This window comes from Sediminibacillus albus (assembly GCF_900101125.1).
Classification (GTDB): domain Bacteria; phylum Bacillota; class Bacilli; order Bacillales; family Amphibacillaceae; genus Sediminibacillus; species Sediminibacillus albus.
Genome location: NZ_FNFL01000001.1, coordinates 224,785 through 242,306, shown reverse-complemented (window position 1 = coordinate 242,306; position 17,522 = coordinate 224,785). Strand labels below are relative to the sequence as shown.

The window sequence follows — 17,522 nt, the reverse complement described above, 5'->3', positions numbered from 1 at the left end:
CATTAATCATGACACTTGGCAATTCAATGCTGATACCGATTCTTCCTAAGATGGAATCAGAATTGAATATCAATTCTTTTCAAGCAAGTTTGACTATTACGATATTTTCGATTGCTGCAGCCTTATCGATACCAGTACTTGGCTATTTATCAGATCGCTTTTCAAGGAAGAGTATTATCCTGCCCGCATTGGCTCTTTACGGTTTAGGAGGACTGCTTGCTGGAATGGCAAGTGCATGGTTCGATAGCGCTTATTTATGGATATTGATCGGAAGAGCACTCCAAGGGGTTGGAGCAGCTGGAACAGCACCGATTGCCATGGCTTTGACTGGAGATTTGTTCAAGGGAGGAGAGCAAAGCAAGGTTTTAGGCTTAGTAGAAGCTTCCAATGGATTTGGTAAGGTGCTTTCTCCTATTGTTGGTTCACTTTTAGCACTGATAGTATGGTATGGCCCCTTTTTCGGGTTTCCCATTTTTTGTGTTGTTTCTATTCTTTTGCTGCTTTTTTTCGTCAAAGAAAAAAAGAAAAAACAAAAACCACCAACGTTGGGCAACTATTTAAAAGGGCTGTTTACGGTGTTTAAACATGAAGGACGCTGGCTTTTCACTGCATATTTAGCAGGTGCCACTGGACTGTTTACATTGTTTGGTCTGCTGTTTTACTTATCGGATGTATTAGAGACTGATTACAACATAACTGGAGTTCTAAAAGGCTGTGTCCTGGCAATTCCTTTATTGTTTTTAATGAGTACTTCTTTTACAACAGGCAGTAAAATAGGGAAAAACCATCGGGCCATGAAGCATTTGATCGTACTCGGCTTGTTATTAATGACAGCTTCCTTTGCGTCCCTCATTTTCTTCACAAAGTTAATTCCATTTATTGCAGTATTAGTCGTTAGCAGTATCGGTACAGGGTTGGTTCTGCCATGTCTGAACAGCTTTATTACCGGATCAGTCGGAAAAGCAAGAAGGGGATTTGTTACATCCCTATATGGTTCGGTTCGGTTTTTAGGGGTAGCAGCAGGCCCGCCAGTCTATGGGTGGCTGATGAATTGGTCCAGAAACGGGATGTTTTTAAGTACCGCTGGTTTGACTTTATTAGTAGCCTTTTTATGTTTAATTCTCATCCATGTGAAAAAACAAGATTCAGATGATAAAGATGATGAAAGCCATTCATTGTTTAAAAAATTACAATTAACTGCAGAATAACAACACCATTAGGGAGGTAATCAGCTTGCAAATATATTTTTCACCTGAATTCTTAAAAGAGGAAGCGCAAGTGCTTAATATTGTAGATGATAGCAATAAAGCAGTCGGTTATATGGCTTTTTTAATGGAACAAGAAAAAATGTATGTCTATGGCCAATTAGAACAGGAAGGCGTTACCGAAGATTTCAAGGATTTAATAAAACCTTATTTACAAGGCCTTACGAAATTAAAGCCTAATTTAGAAGTGTATTCTTATTTGACAGTAGGCGGGCAAAAAGTGGACATCGACCAGGAAAACAAGAGCTGACACATTCTAATATATAGGTGAATATCCTATCTTATCTTCTGATAAACAGGGGGGTAAGGCTATGGGTTATATTTTTGAAATATTTGAGCTCCGCCACTTGATATTTCTTATTTGCGGATTGTTGACTGGGATAATTGTAGGGGCATTGCCCGGCTTAACACCAACCATGGGAGTTGCTCTGACTATACCATTTACCTTTTCTTTAGGGCCTACGGAGGGATTGATATTATTAGGGGGCATTTATTGCGGCAGTGTCTATGGCGGTTCGATTCCAGCCATTTTGTTTAATGTACCAGGGGCACCTGCTTCTGTAGCTACCACCTTTGATGGATATCCTATGGCGCAAAACGGACAAGGGAGAAAGGCGTTAGAGCTTACAACGATCGCCTCTGTTATTGGTGGTTTAGCTGGTATGTTTCTACTTTTATTTTTTGCTCCAATATTCGCGGATGTCTCCTTGCAATTCGGCCCTGCTCAGAGTTTTTGGATTGCTATTTTCGGGATAACGGTTATTGCAGCTATTTCTGAAGGTTCGATTACGAAAAATTTAATTGGAGGCTGTTTCGGCATTGGTTTATCCTTTGTAGGAATCCACACCGTAACTGGAACAGCCAGGTTCACTTTTGGCGTAGAAGGCCTTGTCGGTGGTTTTCATATCGTAGCGGTTTTAATCGGGTTATTCGCATTTCCACAAGCACTACGGCTGATTGAGCTGCTTCCATACAAACCATCCCGTCCGGACGCAGCCTGCAATTTAAAGAAATCTACAATAAAGGAGTCCTTCAAAGATATCCTTACAAAACCCAAGTCTGTCTTAATTGGCAGCGGTTTAGGTTCCTTTATTGGAATGATACCCGGAGCAGGTGGCAATATAGCAAGCATTCTCGCTTATAATGAAGTTAAACGCTTTTCCAAGCATAAGCATTCGTTTGGGAAAGGAGAAAAACATGGAATTATTGCCTCAGAAAGTGCCAACAATGCAATGGTAGGCGGGTCATTGATCCCATTGCTCACACTTGGCATCCCAGGTTCACCAACCGCTGCAATTTTTCTCGGCGGATTGCTGATCCATGGAATATGGCCGGGGAGGAACTTGTTTATCGACCATGCCGATGTAGCTTATACATTTTTATATAGTATGGTGGCGGCCCAAGTTTTACTTTTGTTTCTGGGTTTGGCCTTGATAAAGTATGTCACAAAGCTTTCCCGGATACCGTCCATCATGATGGCACCTATTATTGTTTCCTTTTCCATCATTGGAGCCTATACGACACAGAACAGCGTATTTGATATATACACCGTGGTAATAATCGGACTTTTAATGTTTATTATGCAAAAATACGCTTTCTCTCCCGCACCTGTTGCTTTAGGATTTATCCTGGGCGGTATCGCAGAAGAAGGCTTGCTTTTGGGCATGCAAGTAGGTGCGGCGAACGGGCAAACGATTGGCTATTTTTTCAGCGGTGCATGGAATATTACCTTGGTTGTTTTGATAGTTGCCACTGTATCAGCGGCGGTTTTTCAAGGCATCAACCATAAACGACCACTGAGGAAAAATGCCACAGTCGGAACTGCCAAAAGAAGAATTCCTGCCATTATTCCCTGGATTGTGACCTCAGTTCTCAGTGTTATTGCTTTTTCAGCTATAAGTAAACTGGAATTAGAATTAAAAATATTGCCGCAAATTACTTTGCTGCTGTTACTCCTGCTTTCATTAATTGAAATGGTAAAGAATGTGAGGCAAACAGGAATAGGGAAAAAGGCTTCTGTTATTTCCAGGCGAGCAGTACCACTTCTTATTCTTGTGGTTACTGTCAGTATGTTAATCGATATAATCGGTTTCTACACACAAGTAATCATATTTATGCTTTCCATCCCTTTATATGCTTACTGGAAAAACTGGTATCGATCAAATCCGCTTTGGATAGGGTTAGTTACAGTGTTGTTTACGCTTTTTCTCTATCTAATGTTTACGGTTATTTTCCAAGTTCCGTTTCCTTCTATAATATAACCGGGCTGGTTGTAAAAGCCGGCTCGTCATTTTAGTATATCGATCGATTTAAGTAAGTCCTCATACTCTTTTGTTCGTTCTTCTATCTCTGTTAGTACTTCCTGACGATCCATAATTAGCATATCAGCTCCAGCGCTTTTCATTTCTTCTAAAAATTCCTCGTCTTCCATCATTTTTGAAAAACCTTCCTCCAATTTTTCAATAATTTCCTTCGGTGTTCCATCCCGTGCGGCAATCCCGCGATCGGTACTCATTATTACTTCCGGGTAACCTTGTTCTGCAAAAGTCGGGATATCAGGAGAGAAGGGGTGCCGTTCTTCCGTTGCAATCGCTAAAGGCCGTACCTCTTTGCCCAGACGGTAAACATCTGATAAATTTCCGGCTAAAACGTCGGTATGATTACCAAGTAAAGAAGAAATCGCTTCCGAGGATCCTTTAAATGGAACATCTTCCACGTCAATTCCCGCAGCATTTTCAAATAAAAGAATGGCTAAGTGTTGACCAACGAACTTTCCGGCATTACCGATGGTTAACGCAGCAGGAGATTTTTCTGCTTTAGCAATCAAGTCATCTAATGTTTTTATATCGCTGTCACTCTTTACAGCAAAAACTGTCGGATCGCCTCCCCAATTGAAAATCGGTTCAAATGTCTCCGGCTGGTAAGAGGTATCACCTACCAGGGGCTGAGTAATTATGTGAGGTAAATTATAAGCTGCCAGAGTATAGCCATCAGGTTTTACCGAGGAAAAATAATTCCAGCCGACCTGGCCCCCTCCGCCAGGTTTGTTTACGATAGCGATCTCCTGTCCTAAATGTTTTTTCGCATACTTTGAAATAATTCTGGCTTGTGTGTCTGTAGCTGCTCCTGGAGAAAAGGCTACCACCAGCTGAATGCTATTTTCGGGGAAGTTAGCGGATGATGAATTGTTGGCACTACAACCAGCTAAGCAGCAAAACAACAAGCCAAGTAAAATCAAATAACTAACTATATTTTTCATTCTGGGGCTCCTCCTTTCAAGCCTTATCACGAAAGGATATGCACAGTAGCCATATATTAAATGTTGTCCTTAAAAATAGCTCTATTTTTTTCTCCAGGGATTAGCTATTTTCCATTTTTTCGATTGGAAAGGACCAGGGAGCTCGAACAACAAATCCACCATCTTGGTCGAAATCCACTGACAGATAAGGGCTTGCAGAACAATATGCCAATCAATAATAGAAGCAGTTAAAATGAAAATGGACCCATTAAGCAGCAATAATGGTTTTCCGGGTGGAATCTTCCTGTACTTTGCTGTTATAAGAGCAATTACACCCATTCCGCCATTTGACACTCCATGTCTCAACAGAAGACCGATCCCACAGCCAAGAATAAGCGAGCCAATCAATAGATCCAGCCAAACATTCTTGGCCATTTGAAATAACGGGAGGTCGAACAAATGAATCGAAAGGGAAGTTATCGTGATAGCATACATTGTTCCTAATGCGCTGGCATTTCCCAGCCAGTTAATAGCTGTTGTTAGAAGCAGGAAATTTACTAGCCAAAGGGCAAAACTGAGTGGCAGCCCGAACCAGAAATTAAGCAAAACCGCAATCCCGCCAGCTCCGCCGGAGGGAATAAAATGAGGGAATAAGAAAACAGACATGGCATAACCTTGTATGACCGCGCCACAAGTAACAGTTATCAGAACCATTAACCTATGCTTCACTAGATTTTCGCCCTTTACCGAAAAATTGCAATACAAGAGATATTTGAACTATAATAATAGTAACGAAAGGCATCAATGTTGCTCCTCCACCCGTTTTAAAGCTTGTCTTTTGTCATTATATTATTGTTTTTTCCGTATTATGTTCCGATGTGAGAATGCGTACGATCTTTTAACTTAATTTCTAGTTAAAAGACTGGTTAAACAGGGTAAAGGAACAGTATATACTTATTTATAAACAATGCATGAAACTAATTCAGATAGAAAAAGGTGTACACTTATGAAGTCATTAGGAGAAGTCCCAGCGAATATTTCTTCTTGCGAGGTTTTGCAGGTAATAGGAGAAAATATCATCCTTGCTGATAAAGATTATAACGTAGTATGGCTTAACCCAGCAGCCGTCAACCTATTATCCGGCTTAGTCGATGATTACGGATTGGAGAATGTTGAACAGTTTGTCGGTTTGAATATGAGCTTTTTTCATTCGAGACCGGCATATCAACAGGCTATTATGGAAAGGTTAGAAAACTCTCACCGGTCCAGAATTATTATAAAGGATAAAATTGTAACAGATATTGTTATCAATCCAATTAAAAATGAACAAAATGCCATCCTCGGCTATGTTGTTTTGTTATTGGATGTAACGACGAAAGCCCAGGAAGAAGAAAGAAAAGAAAAACTAATCAACGAATTATCTGTTCCTCTCTTACATATTTGGGATAATGCCATTGCAGTACCACTGGCAGGGCCAATGAATGTAGAGAGATTTGATTATATACTGGCAAGCTTACTAGATAAATGCAAGGCCAATGAAGCTCTTTACGCTGCTATTGATCTTAGTGGGGTAACAGAATGGCATGAAGAAATTGCTAACCAAATAGATCGAATGATCAATGGTCTAAGTCTTATGGGGACAAGTTGTATTATAGTGGGCATAAAACCGGAGCTGGCAAAGAGATTAGGCAGCTATGCCTACGAGGTACCTATTTTCTCAACAATGAAAGCTGCCATAAAGTTCATCATTTCACGATAAAAGCAGCTTTTAGCCAATGTGGATTGCTGCTTGGCAAGGGACCTATGCGAGGATTTCTTTTTTAATTGTGGGAACAAGCAATTTTTCTGAGCCACGAAGAAAATATCAATCGTTTAATCTTTTCACTCTTAACAAATACTAAGCAAAAAAGAAGTTATGGAGTGTTTAGATGACAATATTTCGCTTCGGTTACGTGGCAATGAGTATGCAGGTGAAAAATAGTTCGCCTTCCCAAACAGTGACCTTTAAAACGTTTAACAAATACAGTGACAGGGAAGCAGCGATAAGAAAATTAGAAAGAATCGCACAGAGCAATATAAGAAACTGCCTTAGATTATTAAAACATAACAAAGCTTTTGATATTTCTTTTTTCAGGCTGAGCTCCAAGCTGGTTCCGCTCGCCACCCATGAAGAGTTAGCGGATTGGGATTATTTAGAAGCAATCGATGAAGATCTGGGTGAATTGGGGAGGTTTGCAAAGGGTAACCAAATGCGCCTTGATTTTCATCCAGATCATTTTGTCGTGATAAACTCGCCAAAGGAAGAAATTTTAAGCAGTTCAGTAAAAACCTTAAGATATCACCATCGCCTGTTATCGGCAATGGGGCTTTCTGCAGTTCACCGCTGTGTCCTTCATACCGGCGGTTTGTATGGAAATAAAGAAAAGGCACTTGAACAATTTATTGATAACTGGAGCAGAATTAGCACCCAATTACAAAAAATGATTCTTTTGGAAAACGACGATAAGTCTTTTCACATCGAGGATGTTCTCTACTTGTGCGAGAAATTGGAGATGCCGGCAGTATTTGATCTCCATCATCATCAAGCGAATCATCATCTTCCTGAATGGATGGATTACTGGGAGCGAATTGTGGGCACATGGCATCATTCGCAGCTACCTGTTAAAGTCCATTTTTCAAGCCCTAAAAATCAACAGCAGTTTCGTCATCATGCGGATTATGTCGATGCTAACATGGTAATGGAATTTGCGAAAAAAGTTTCAGGAAGTGTCACGCAAGTTGATTGTATGCTTGAAGCAAAGCAAAAGGACCTTGCTTTGCTAAAGCTTGTAAATGACCTTAAAAAATACAAAGAGTTAGAATGGATAAATCAAAGTACATTTTCGTTATGAAAATGGGAGATACCAAATAAAGGGGCAGGAGGATATAATTATGTTATTAGTAAGGATGAACGTCCAAACAGCTTACCATGGGGAAATTTTTAGAGAAGGAAAAGAATATGAGGTCGATGATTCGACTGCAAACCGCTGGCAATCCAGTAAAATCGCAACGATTGTAATTGACTCAGAACAGAAAGAAATAGAAGACAAAGAGAATTGATGAAGAGATTGACAATTCAAAAAATAACCATCGTGTTGATATGACCTTTTTGATAAGAGCTATTAGATAGGGGAATGAGGACAGAGAAGAGAGACAATCAGCTGGAAGTTTTCTCACACAGGATTCCTTTCGAACCTATCCTTTGAACTGTCGGGAAACCGACCGTGCTTCTGCATTAAGGAGTTAAAAGGGTATTGCAACTTAATATCAATAAAGGTCGTACCGCGGATGAAATCTTTCCGTCCTTTGCATAACATCATGCTGGGACAGAAAGATTTTTTTAATAAAAAGCTATCGTCAGTGGATCCGAAAGATGCAGCCCTTTTTAACCAGGCTGTGGATGCTGTTTTACAGACGGCTAGTATTTGTTTTGGGGCTGAAATCGGGATAAATAAAAACTAGTCATGTTGAAAAGATATCGGCAAATTTTTTTAGGAAAAACCACCCGGAGAAGCTTCCGTGAAGGGTTGATATAAGTTAATCCTCTTGTTATACTGTTATTATTGTTAATAAGAATTATTAAATAATAGCGATTATATTCAAATTTACCAAATCTTAAATACAATTAAAATCAGGGAGAGTTTTAATGTCAACAAACCATTTGATTTTTGTCTATGGCACGCTTATGGAACATGAACCCAACCATCATCTATTAAAGGATGCTAAATGTGTTGCCAGGCATGGATGGACATCTGGTGCCTTATATGACACAAGAAAAGGGTATCCCGTTCTCTCTTTAGATTCCAGCCAGAGAGTTTATGGTGAGGTATATGAAATAAGCGAAGAAGATTTACAAGAGATAGACAAATTGGAAGGTTTTCAAGACAAGAAAAAAGACAATGGGTTTACAAGAACCGTCCAGACTATCCAATCCGATTTTGGTATTTTCCAAGCGAATGTTTATGTCAATGAATCCTTTCAGCTCGAATCTCTTAAACGAGTTGCTTTCGGCGATTGGAAAGCTCATCGCTACCTGGACAGAGACTCATTTTTGTATTTTGCATATGGCTCATGTATGGATACCGAGCGTTTCTCATCTTCAGGGGTCGATCAATTATTTAAGCAGGTAGCAGGCTGCGGAATAGCAGAAAACTTTTCATTGGCTTACACGAGAGCCGCTGAAGATGGCGGAAGAGCAGATATTGTTGAATCGACTGGTACGGTAGAGGGGAAGGTGTATCAGTTAAATAAGCAAGCACTTGAATACTTGTTTGTCCGCGAGGGTGTAGCTGGAAACCACTACAGGCCCGCGTTTGTCGATGTGATAATTGATGGAGTTCTTCATAAGCATGTTTTGACGTTCCTTGTAATCGACAAATCGCAGGAAATCGCTCCTCCTATCCATTATGCGACAGAAATACTCCGTGGCGCTTCCGGTTTTGTGAGTGACCACTACTATAGCCAGCTGGAGCATGACCTGCTAAATAAATTTCAGTTATCAATTCCGATAAATTCCTTCAAGTAATCGTAACGTCATACTTTCAGCCAGACAGTCGTTAGCTGTCTGGTTTTTTAATTCTTAAAATATCTTACTAGAAAAGCTGAGAAGCAGTTGTACATCTGAAAATTCTGAAATATAATAAAATGTAAGCCCTTACAATAAATGATTCAGTTAAAGGAGATGACACAATGACTTCACAAACGAAAGAAGATGATGAATTAGAAAAGGTGTTACAGCGGGCCAGACGGAATACGTTATCTGACATACTGACAAGGACGGCTAGCAGGATGCCTGACAAACCAGCTGTCGCTTATAATCAACAAAGACTTACATATAAACAGTTAAATGATTTGGTAAATGTAACTTCCCATGGCTTAAGAAAGGATGGGATTAAAAAAGGAACGATGATTGCTGTCTTATCCCATAACAGCTTGGACTTTGTTGTAATCAACTTTGCATTGGCGCGCCTGGGAGCTGTTATGGTACCCCTTAATTACATGCTCCAGGCGGAAGACATACGCTACATTTTGGAACATGCCAAAATTGAAGGGTTTGCAGCCTCCCGAACGTTAGCCCCAGTACTCGATGAAGCTGCCGCCGAAAGTACTGCTTCTATTTCTTTTCGATATATTATGGATAAAACTGACGAGGAACCGCATTCAAGGGAGCTGGCAAGATGGCAGCTTCTGTCTTCTCTAAGGGAGGGAATGCCAGATTATCTTGTAGAAGAGGACATTGAAGAGGATGATCTTGCTCAAGTTTTATATACAAGCGGAACAGAGTCCAAACCGAAAGGCGTTATGCTAACCCATAGAAGCCTGCTCGGTGAATATGTCAGCTGTGTGGTAGATGGTCATATGGAAGCCTCAGACATCGTCATCCATGCTTTGCCGTTGTACCATAGTGCACAGCTCCATGTATTTTTAGGCCCTGCAGTTTATTTAGGCTCCAGCGGCATTATTTTGCCGCAGGCGAGTCCGGAAATCATCTTGGAAACAATTGAAAAAGAAAAGGCTACACAATTATTTTGCCCGCCGACTGTATGGATTGCCCTATTAAGACATTCTGACTTTAATAAACGCGATCTAACCTCCCTGAAGAAGTGCTATTATGGGGCAGCCATTATGCCAAAAGAAGTAATGAAGGAGCTGTCTGAACGTCTTCCGCAGGCGAGGTTTTGGAATTTTTACGGCCAAACAGAGGTGGCCCCTTTAGCAACAGCTCTACAGCCTGAGGACCAATTACGTAAATTAGGCTCCGCCGGAAAGCCTGTTTTGCATGTGGAAACAAAAATAGTAGATGAAAACGACAAAGAAGTATCCCGCAATGAAATAGGAGAAATTATTCACCGTTCCCCGCATGCGATGAAAGGTTATTTACATGACCCAGCCAAAACCGCGGACGCTTTTCGTAATGGCTGGTTTCACAGCGGAGATCTGGGCGTGATGGATAAGGAAGGCTATATCACAATTATTGATAGAAAAAAAGATATGATAAACACTGGAGGCGTAAATGTATCCAGCCGGGAAGTAGAAGAAGCAATTTATCAATATGAAGGCGTTTCAGAGGTTGCAGTCGTAAGTATTCCAGACCCGTATTGGATAGAAGCTGTTACGGCAATAATTGTTCCGAAAGAAGGTGTAGAGTTAAAGGTGAGCGAAATCAAAAGCTTTTGTAAAAGCAGGCTGGCAAATTATAAAGTGCCAAAATTCATAGAGATCACAGAGCAATTGCCAAAAAATCCTAGCGGGAAACTGTTAAAAAGAACACTTCGGGAAAAATATAAAGATATTGGTTCCAACAATTAAAAAGTTATAACCTTAAGCAATGACAGAATAGGAACAAAAATTTTTTCAAGGCATTGGAAGGATGTTTTCATGGAGAGTCAAATTATCACTGCCATTGATAATCATATTGCACATTTGAAATTTAACCGGCCAAAACAGCTAAACTCGCTTTCCCCTGAATTTATTGAAGAATTAATCGATCAGTTAAAGAAGGTGGAAAACGACAAGAGGGTTAAGGTAATTATCTTGTCGGGCAGCGGGAAGGCATTCAGTTCTGGCGGAGATCTATCAACAATGGGGAATGTTGACCATGCAAGCCAATTATCCGACTATATGGAACGTGCTTCCCAACTAACTAAAACGATTGTAGAGTTGGAAAAATACGTGATTGCAGCAGTGCACGGATATGCTGCGGGAGCTGGTTTCAGCCTGGCGATGGCTTGTGATTTCCTTGTTGCAGATAAAACGGCAAAATTCGCCATGAGCTTTCAACAAGTGGGATTAATTCCCGATTTAGGGTTGTTGAAATTATTGTCAAGTCGTATTCCTTCCGGCACGGTGAAGGAATGGGCGGCTACAGGAAAAGTTCTATCTGCTGAAGAGGGGTTTAGTCGGGGATTCGTTAACCGGCTGTCAAACGAAAATGTTTACGAAAGTGCCAGATTATTTGCGGAGCCAATCATTAATGGACCATCCCAGACAGATAAGTATATAAAATATCTGCTCAATCATACAGATATTTTTTCGCTTGGCACTGCCTTACAAGAGGAAAATAGAATTCAGTGCAGCCTTTTGCAAACGGAGGACCATCGGGAAGGTGTTCAAGCGTTCCTGGAAAAAAGAAAGCCGCGGTTTTCAGGTATGTGACCTGACATATTGACAGGAAAAAAGAACCAGTCGTTTATTCATGCATTGTGCTTGAAATCAGACCTATTATCTTGTAGCTTTACAGAGCAGGATCATTTTTGTAACCATCATAGTTTTATAGCAGTAATTGTTTTATCCTGAACCTGACAGAGAGAGAGAATAGGAGGGGTGAGACGATGAAGTTTAAGATGAATCATTATCTTGCTTACAGCATCATTATCATTGGCGCTGCCTTCTGGGGAGGTACCGGTTTATTTGTCAGTTATTTATATGAATATGGATTTACGGCTTGGGAAGTTGTAGCCATCAGGTTGTCCATATCCAGCTTAATTTTGTTTTTGGCAATGCTGACAATCGGCAGAGAGTATTTAAAAGTGAAGATAAAACATCTTCCCTATTTTTGGGTGCTTGGAGTTATTAGTATTGCTTTATTTAATTGGTGTTATTTTGCTGTAATAGAGAGGGCTTCCCTGTCAATTGCAGTAATTTTTGTATACACATCGCCGGTATTCGCAGCAATAATCGCAAGTATCTTCTTTAAGGAGAAAATAACTTTGCAAAAAAGCCTGGCTATCTTATTCACCATTACAGGTTGTGGTTTGGTGATAGGTTTTATTCCAGTAGGGGCAATAAATATATCAGGAGTTACCATTGTTATTGGATTATTTGCCGGCTTATTCTGTTCACTTTTCAGCATAATCGGAAAACAGGTAAGCCGCATCTATCACCCATTAACAGTTACTTTTTATGCGATGCTGAGCGGCAGCGTTTTTATGGTACCTACTAGCTCTGTATGGCTAAAAAAAGAGCTTTTTTTGCAATGGGATGTCTGGGGCTATATCGCCGGTATTTCGCTTATTTCTACGATCGCAGCATATGTATTATACACCATTGGCTTGTCTTATGTGGAATCAAGCAAAGCAACCATTCTTTCTGCTGTTGAGCTGGTGGTATCTGTATTGATTGGTGTCGCGGTCTTTCATGACAAATTAAACAATTGGCAATGGGCAGGGTTTTTATTTCTCGTTTGCTCTTTATTTTTTACTGTTTATACAAAACAGAAAAAAACAAAGACGAACTTTCACTTCCGTAAGGCGAAGACAAAAGCAAAATTGAATATGCATGGATAAATTAGAGCAGATACTTGAAGTATCTGCTTCTTGTTATGCTTTTTATCTAAATTTTAAGAAAATATAAAAAATACAGTTTACAATCTGCTTGTATATGGTAGTATTGTGCTAACCATTTTTTCATCAGGAAGGATACGTGGTATGAGTACAAAAACTAAAACTATCGATGTTAAAGATATAATTATTGCCCATCAAATGCTTAAAGATGTCATCGTGAAGACGCCTCTGCAAAAAGATACAATACTATCAGAGCGATATTCATGTAATGTCTATTTAAAGAGGGAAGATTTACAGGTAGTCAGGTCATTTAAAATCAGAGGCGCATATAATCTGATGCAAAGTCTTAGCAAAGAGGAATTAAGCAATGGAGTCGTATGTGCAAGTGCAGGCAACCATGCACAAGGAGTGGCATACTCATGTAAAGCCCTTGGAGTTAAAGGAAGAATTTTCATGCCTACGACTACTCCGCGGCAAAAGGTGGATCGTGTAGAGTTTTTCGGCGGCCCCTTTGTCGAAATCGTTTTAACGGGGGATACATTTGATGATTCTTTTGATGAAGCAACTTCGTTTTGTGAAGCAAACGATATGTCTTTTATCCATCCATTTGACGATTACCGGACAATAACAGGCCAAGGAACTATTGGATTAGAAATATTAGAGGAAATAGAAGACCCGGTTTCTCACATTTTTATGGGGGTAGGCGGTGGCGGTTTAATTTCCGGTGTAGGTTCTTATATAAAAAATATTAGCCCGGGCACACAGGTTGTCGGTGTAGAGCCTGAAGGCGCTCCTGGTATGAAAAAGTCAATAGAACATAACCAAGTGTACCCATTAAGCAAGATTGACAAATTCGTGGATGGAGCAAGCGTCAAACAAGTGGGCCGGCTTACCTTTGAAATAGGAAAAGAAGTTATTGATGATGTAGTTCTTGTACCTGAAGGGAAAATTAGTACGACACTGGTGGATCTCTATAATGAAAATGCAATTGTAGCCGAACCAGCAGGAGCACTTCCGGTATCAGCTCTCGATTATTATAAAGATCAAATTAAAGGTAAGAACATTGTTTGCATCATAAGCGGCGGAAATAATGATATCGACCGCATGCAGGAAATAAAGGAAAGATCGCTTATCTACGAAGGGTTTAAACATTATTTTATTGTTAATTTCCCGCAGCGTGCAGGAGCACTGAGGGAATTTATGGACGAAGTATTAGGAGAATCTGATGATATTACCCGTTTCGAATATACAAAGAAAAACAACCGGGATAAAGGTCCCGTACTTGTTGGGATAGAATTGAAAAACAAAATGGATTATGAACCATTAATCGACCGCATGAATAAAAAGGGGTTTACTTATATTGAAATCAATAAGGATCAAGACTTATTCAGCTTATTGATTTAATGCAAACCAAAAAAACGATAAACTAGGAGGAGGAGCTGTCAGGCTTCTCTTTCTTTTATTTCTGCAAACATGTTTTTAGAAAACTATGTTCTTAATAAACAATTGCTAAATAAAACAACTCACACCAAACATAGCGCATATCCATTAAACAAAACACGTCCAGCCCCTAAGACACCTCAAAAGAAGACAAGGAGGAATGAACATGAGCGAGCAGATTTCCAGCGGCTTCCTAATAAAACAACGGGCATTTTTAAAGCTGTATTTAATTACTTTAATCGAAAATAAATATTTATATGGATTAAAACTTAGAGATCTGCTTAAAGATGAATTTAAAGAATTAGGATTCCAGCCAAAGCACCCGGAAATATATAAAGCCTTACATGATTTAATGGAGCAGGGAATTATCTATCAACGTAAAGAGAAAAAGCAGGGGACTGTATACCAGGAAGTTGTCTACTATCATTTCACCGACGAGGGAAGGGAAAAGGCAAGCGCCTATAAAAAATTATTGAAGCATGAATTAGACAGATGTATCCACTTGCTCCAGAAAGCCGTCAAAGACAATTTTTATTAACACTTTTAAACGCAGAAGGGAGCTATAATTTTCACGGCAACGCTTCCGTTATTTACCGGACAGATTTAATTAGTTGCTAATTAGGCAAAAGGAACGAATCATTTTCTTAAACGACTTAGGAAGAGTATTCCTTATATAAATCGGGTAAGGTAACCACATAGAAATAGAACTTCTTATTACTCACCTATATCCAAAAAAATGAGGAATTATATATGATTATAAATTTCAAACAAGATAACAGAATAGGAACTGAGGCTGTTTGGGGAAAATCGGTTAATGTCGTAAAATCATTACACTATGATTCACGCAAAGTCCAGCAAGATGCTGCTTTTTTCTGCATGAAAGGAGAAAACCAAGATGGGCACCTTTTCATGGAAGAAGCGATCCATAATGGTGCCTCAGTTATTGTTGGGACTAGAGAAGCAGAAATGATAAACATGTTTAAAAAGTATAAAGATATCACCTATTTATTGGTAGAAGATTCCCGCTCTGCCTTGTCGAAATTTTCTGTCTTATATTATCAAGAGGTGTATAAAAAGCTTACGACAATTGGCGTAACCGGAACCAATGGGAAAACAACTGTAGTAGCTTATATCCGATCTTTGTTGAACAACTGTGGAATTCCTACAGGCTCCGTCGGAACAGTCGGTGCCCTGTCTTCTTCTGGCCAAATTGATTTTCAGCCAAGCACTCCGACAACACCGGAAGCACCAGAATTACACCATATATTCCACCAATTTCATCAAAAAAATGAAAAAGCGGCAGCAATGGAAGTCTCCTCTATAGCGATAGAACAAAAAAGAGTCGAAGGTATATACTTTGATATTGGTGTCCATACCAATATATCGACTGAACACTTAGAGTATCATAAAACATTCGCCAATTATAAAAGAGCTAAACTAAAATTGTTCCAGCAGGTGAAAAAGGCTGTAGTTAACCGGGATGACAAAGGAATGGGGAAAGATATATTAGATAGCTTTCAAGGACCTGTTATTACCTATAGTGTGAATGGAAACAATCAAGCGGATGTGACAGCCTCGAAAATAAAGGTTAGCAATAAAGGTACAGCATTTGAATTGCGGGTTTATAAAAAATCTTACCTCGTCCATGCTCCTGTTTTCGGTGCATATAATATATCCAATTTGCTGGCCTCAATTTGTACTGCTCTGCAATTAGATGTACCGATACAAGAAATTGTCCGATCCCTTTCCATAATAGAGAGCCCGCAAGGAAGATTCCAATTAATTGAAACACCGGCAAAAACAAAAATTATTTTGGATTATGCTCATACACCTACCGCTATTGCTCATTTGCTGGAGGAAGTCAAAAAGCTGGATTACAATAAAATCATTTTAATGATTACTGGTGTCGGGATCCGAGATGAGAGCAAAATGCCCAAAATGGCGGAAGCTGCAGATGGACATGCTGATGAATATATTGTTTCTGTCGACCATCCTGGTTTCAAGCAACCGGAAGAAATTATCAAAAATGTACTAAACGGCTTTTCCGACAGCGAAGCAAAAAACATCACTCCTGCACTTACTAGAAAAGATGGTGTAATATCAGCTTTATTAAAGGCCGAGGAAGATGACTTAATCGTTTTGACAGGAGGTTGTATCAACGGTTGTCAATTAATTAAAGGAGAATCTGTTCCACATTCCGACGAGTCAATTATCGAAGAGTTTTACGCTAATATTCAAACATACAAGCCTTTAGCATCCCCTGAATGTGAAGCTAATTAAAAGCCCTGTTATTTTTATAATAACAGGGCTTTGTCCAAGTTTATTAATTAGCCGGCATAATAATTTTTATAATAATAAAAAACCTCCTGTAATCTTAAACGCTGATCGTGGGTTAAAGGCAGCATTGGTAATCGTACAGAGCCGACGTCAATTCCGGCATAAGCCAAGGCCTCTTTAACAGGCGAGGGACTCGGCGCCATGAATAAAGCCTTCATTAAAGGTAAAAGTGTTTGGTGGAGGGCTGACGCTTCTTGATAATTTCCTGAAAAGAAGCTATTGGCCATTTGCTGCATTTCATTACCGAGCACATGGGATGCGACAGATACTACCCCTGCACCTCCGATAGCAAGCACTGGAAGAGTTAATCCATCATCCCCACTATAAAGGCTGAATGAACGATCTGTTTCACTAATTATTTTAGTCATCACTTCAAGATCTCCACTTGCTTCTTTAACAGAAACAATATTACTAACAGAAGAGAGTTTAATAATAGTTTCTGCCGTCATGCCTGCAGCACTTCGTCCAGGTATATTATATAACATGATCGGCAAAGTTACCGCCTGTGCGATTGTTTTAAAATGTTGATACATACCTGCTTGTGAAGGCTTATTGTAATAAGGAGTGACTAACATAGCACCATCAGCACCGAAGGATTCTGCAAGCTGGGTAAACTCAATTGATTCCCTCGTATTGTTAGACCCTGTTCCTGCAATAACCGGTACGCGATTCCCTACGGACTTTACAACAAACTGCAGCAAATCTGCTTTTTCTTGTTTGGTCAGGGTAGGGGACTCACCGGTAGTGCCTGCAACAACTAAGCCTTCCGAACCATTTGCAATTAAGTAATTAATAAGCTTGTCTGTTTTTGCGTAATCAATATTTCCTGCATGATCAAACGGTGTTACCATTGCTGTTAAAATTCGACCAAAATTCATTTTTTGCACCTCTATTCATCGTTTTGGAAAAAGCAATCATACT

Annotated in this window: 16 protein-coding genes; 13 read left to right on the top strand and 3 right to left on the bottom strand. The window is 39.7% G+C overall.

Going from position 1 to position 17,522, the window contains the following annotated elements; all coding sequences use genetic code 11:
* Positions 1-8: 8 nt before the first annotated feature.
* The 3 genes from BLR93_RS01320 (at position 9) to BLR93_RS01310 (ending at position 3,526) form a co-directional block, all read left to right on the top strand.
* Positions 9-1,208, top strand: coding sequence for an MFS transporter (locus BLR93_RS01320; RefSeq protein ID WP_093212273.1), 1,200 nt, complete (start codon positions 9-11; stop codon positions 1,206-1,208).
* 25 nt (positions 1,209-1,233) lie between these two features.
* Positions 1,234-1,515 carry a hypothetical protein gene (locus BLR93_RS01315; protein WP_093210472.1) on the top strand — a complete coding sequence of 94 codons (282 nt, stop codon included), beginning with the start codon at positions 1,234-1,236 and terminating at the stop codon, positions 1,513-1,515.
* A gap of 61 nt (positions 1,516-1,576) precedes the next feature.
* Complete coding sequence (locus tag BLR93_RS01310; RefSeq protein ID WP_093210471.1) at positions 1,577-3,526, top strand: tripartite tricarboxylate transporter permease; 1,950 nt, start codon at positions 1,577-1,579, stop codon at positions 3,524-3,526.
* Positions 3,527-3,552: 26 nt separating this feature from the next.
* Here the strand turns inward: BLR93_RS01310 and BLR93_RS01305 are convergent, their stop codons facing one another.
* Both BLR93_RS01305 and BLR93_RS01300 read right to left on the bottom strand, forming a co-directional pair.
* Positions 3,553-4,524, bottom strand: coding sequence for a tripartite tricarboxylate transporter substrate binding protein (locus tag BLR93_RS01305; RefSeq protein ID WP_093210470.1), 972 nt, complete (start codon positions 4,522-4,524; stop codon positions 3,553-3,555).
* Between the two features lie 81 nt (positions 4,525-4,605).
* Positions 4,606-5,232: a YitT family protein gene (locus BLR93_RS01300; protein WP_093210469.1), complete on the bottom strand. Its 627-nt coding sequence runs from the start codon at positions 5,230-5,232 to the stop codon at positions 4,606-4,608.
* A 277-nt stretch (positions 5,233-5,509) separates the two neighbouring features.
* Between BLR93_RS01300 and BLR93_RS01295 the strand changes: the two genes are divergently transcribed.
* From BLR93_RS01295 to BLR93_RS01255, 10 genes are all read left to right on the top strand, one after another.
* Positions 5,510-6,262, top strand: a complete 753-nt coding sequence (locus BLR93_RS01295; protein ID WP_093210468.1) for an STAS domain-containing protein — start codon at positions 5,510-5,512, stop codon at positions 6,260-6,262.
* A 169-nt stretch (positions 6,263-6,431) separates the two neighbouring features.
* Positions 6,432-7,394 carry a UV DNA damage repair endonuclease UvsE gene (gene uvsE, locus BLR93_RS01290; RefSeq protein WP_093210467.1) on the top strand — a complete coding sequence of 321 codons (963 nt, stop codon included), beginning with the start codon at positions 6,432-6,434 and terminating at the stop codon, positions 7,392-7,394.
* 40 nt (positions 7,395-7,434) lie between these two features.
* On the top strand, positions 7,435-7,602 hold the full coding sequence (locus BLR93_RS17850; RefSeq protein ID WP_175559207.1) for a hypothetical protein: 168 nt from the start codon (positions 7,435-7,437) through the stop codon (positions 7,600-7,602).
* A gap of 586 nt (positions 7,603-8,188) precedes the next feature.
* Positions 8,189-9,067: a gamma-glutamylcyclotransferase family protein gene (locus BLR93_RS01285; RefSeq protein WP_093210466.1), complete on the top strand. Its 879-nt coding sequence runs from the start codon at positions 8,189-8,191 to the stop codon at positions 9,065-9,067.
* Positions 9,068-9,231: 164 nt separating this feature from the next.
* Positions 9,232-10,851 carry a fatty acyl-CoA synthetase gene (locus BLR93_RS01280; protein ID WP_093210465.1) on the top strand — a complete coding sequence of 540 codons (1,620 nt, stop codon included), beginning with the start codon at positions 9,232-9,234 and terminating at the stop codon, positions 10,849-10,851.
* 69 nt (positions 10,852-10,920) lie between these two features.
* On the top strand, positions 10,921-11,697 hold the full coding sequence (locus tag BLR93_RS01275) for an enoyl-CoA hydratase/isomerase family protein (RefSeq protein WP_093210464.1): 777 nt from the start codon (positions 10,921-10,923) through the stop codon (positions 11,695-11,697).
* Positions 11,698-11,873: 176 nt separating this feature from the next.
* Positions 11,874-12,827: a DMT family transporter gene (locus BLR93_RS01270; RefSeq protein ID WP_093210463.1), complete on the top strand. Its 954-nt coding sequence runs from the start codon at positions 11,874-11,876 to the stop codon at positions 12,825-12,827.
* Positions 12,828-12,968: 141 nt separating this feature from the next.
* Entirely contained in the window at positions 12,969-14,228 is a 1,260-nt protein-coding gene (gene ilvA, locus BLR93_RS01265) for a threonine ammonia-lyase IlvA (protein ID WP_093210462.1), read from the top strand.
* A gap of 202 nt (positions 14,229-14,430) precedes the next feature.
* On the top strand, positions 14,431-14,802 hold the full coding sequence (locus BLR93_RS01260; RefSeq protein WP_093210461.1) for a helix-turn-helix transcriptional regulator: 372 nt from the start codon (positions 14,431-14,433) through the stop codon (positions 14,800-14,802).
* A 212-nt stretch (positions 14,803-15,014) separates the two neighbouring features.
* Entirely contained in the window at positions 15,015-16,544 is a 1,530-nt protein-coding gene (locus BLR93_RS01255) for a UDP-N-acetylmuramoyl-L-alanyl-D-glutamate--2,6-diaminopimelate ligase (RefSeq protein WP_093210460.1), read from the top strand.
* A gap of 47 nt (positions 16,545-16,591) precedes the next feature.
* Here BLR93_RS01255 and dapA read toward each other — a convergent pair whose 3' ends face one another.
* On the bottom strand, positions 16,592-17,479 hold the full coding sequence (dapA, locus tag BLR93_RS01250; RefSeq protein WP_093210459.1) for a 4-hydroxy-tetrahydrodipicolinate synthase: 888 nt from the start codon (positions 17,477-17,479) through the stop codon (positions 16,592-16,594).
* Positions 17,480-17,522: the final 43 nt, after the last annotated feature.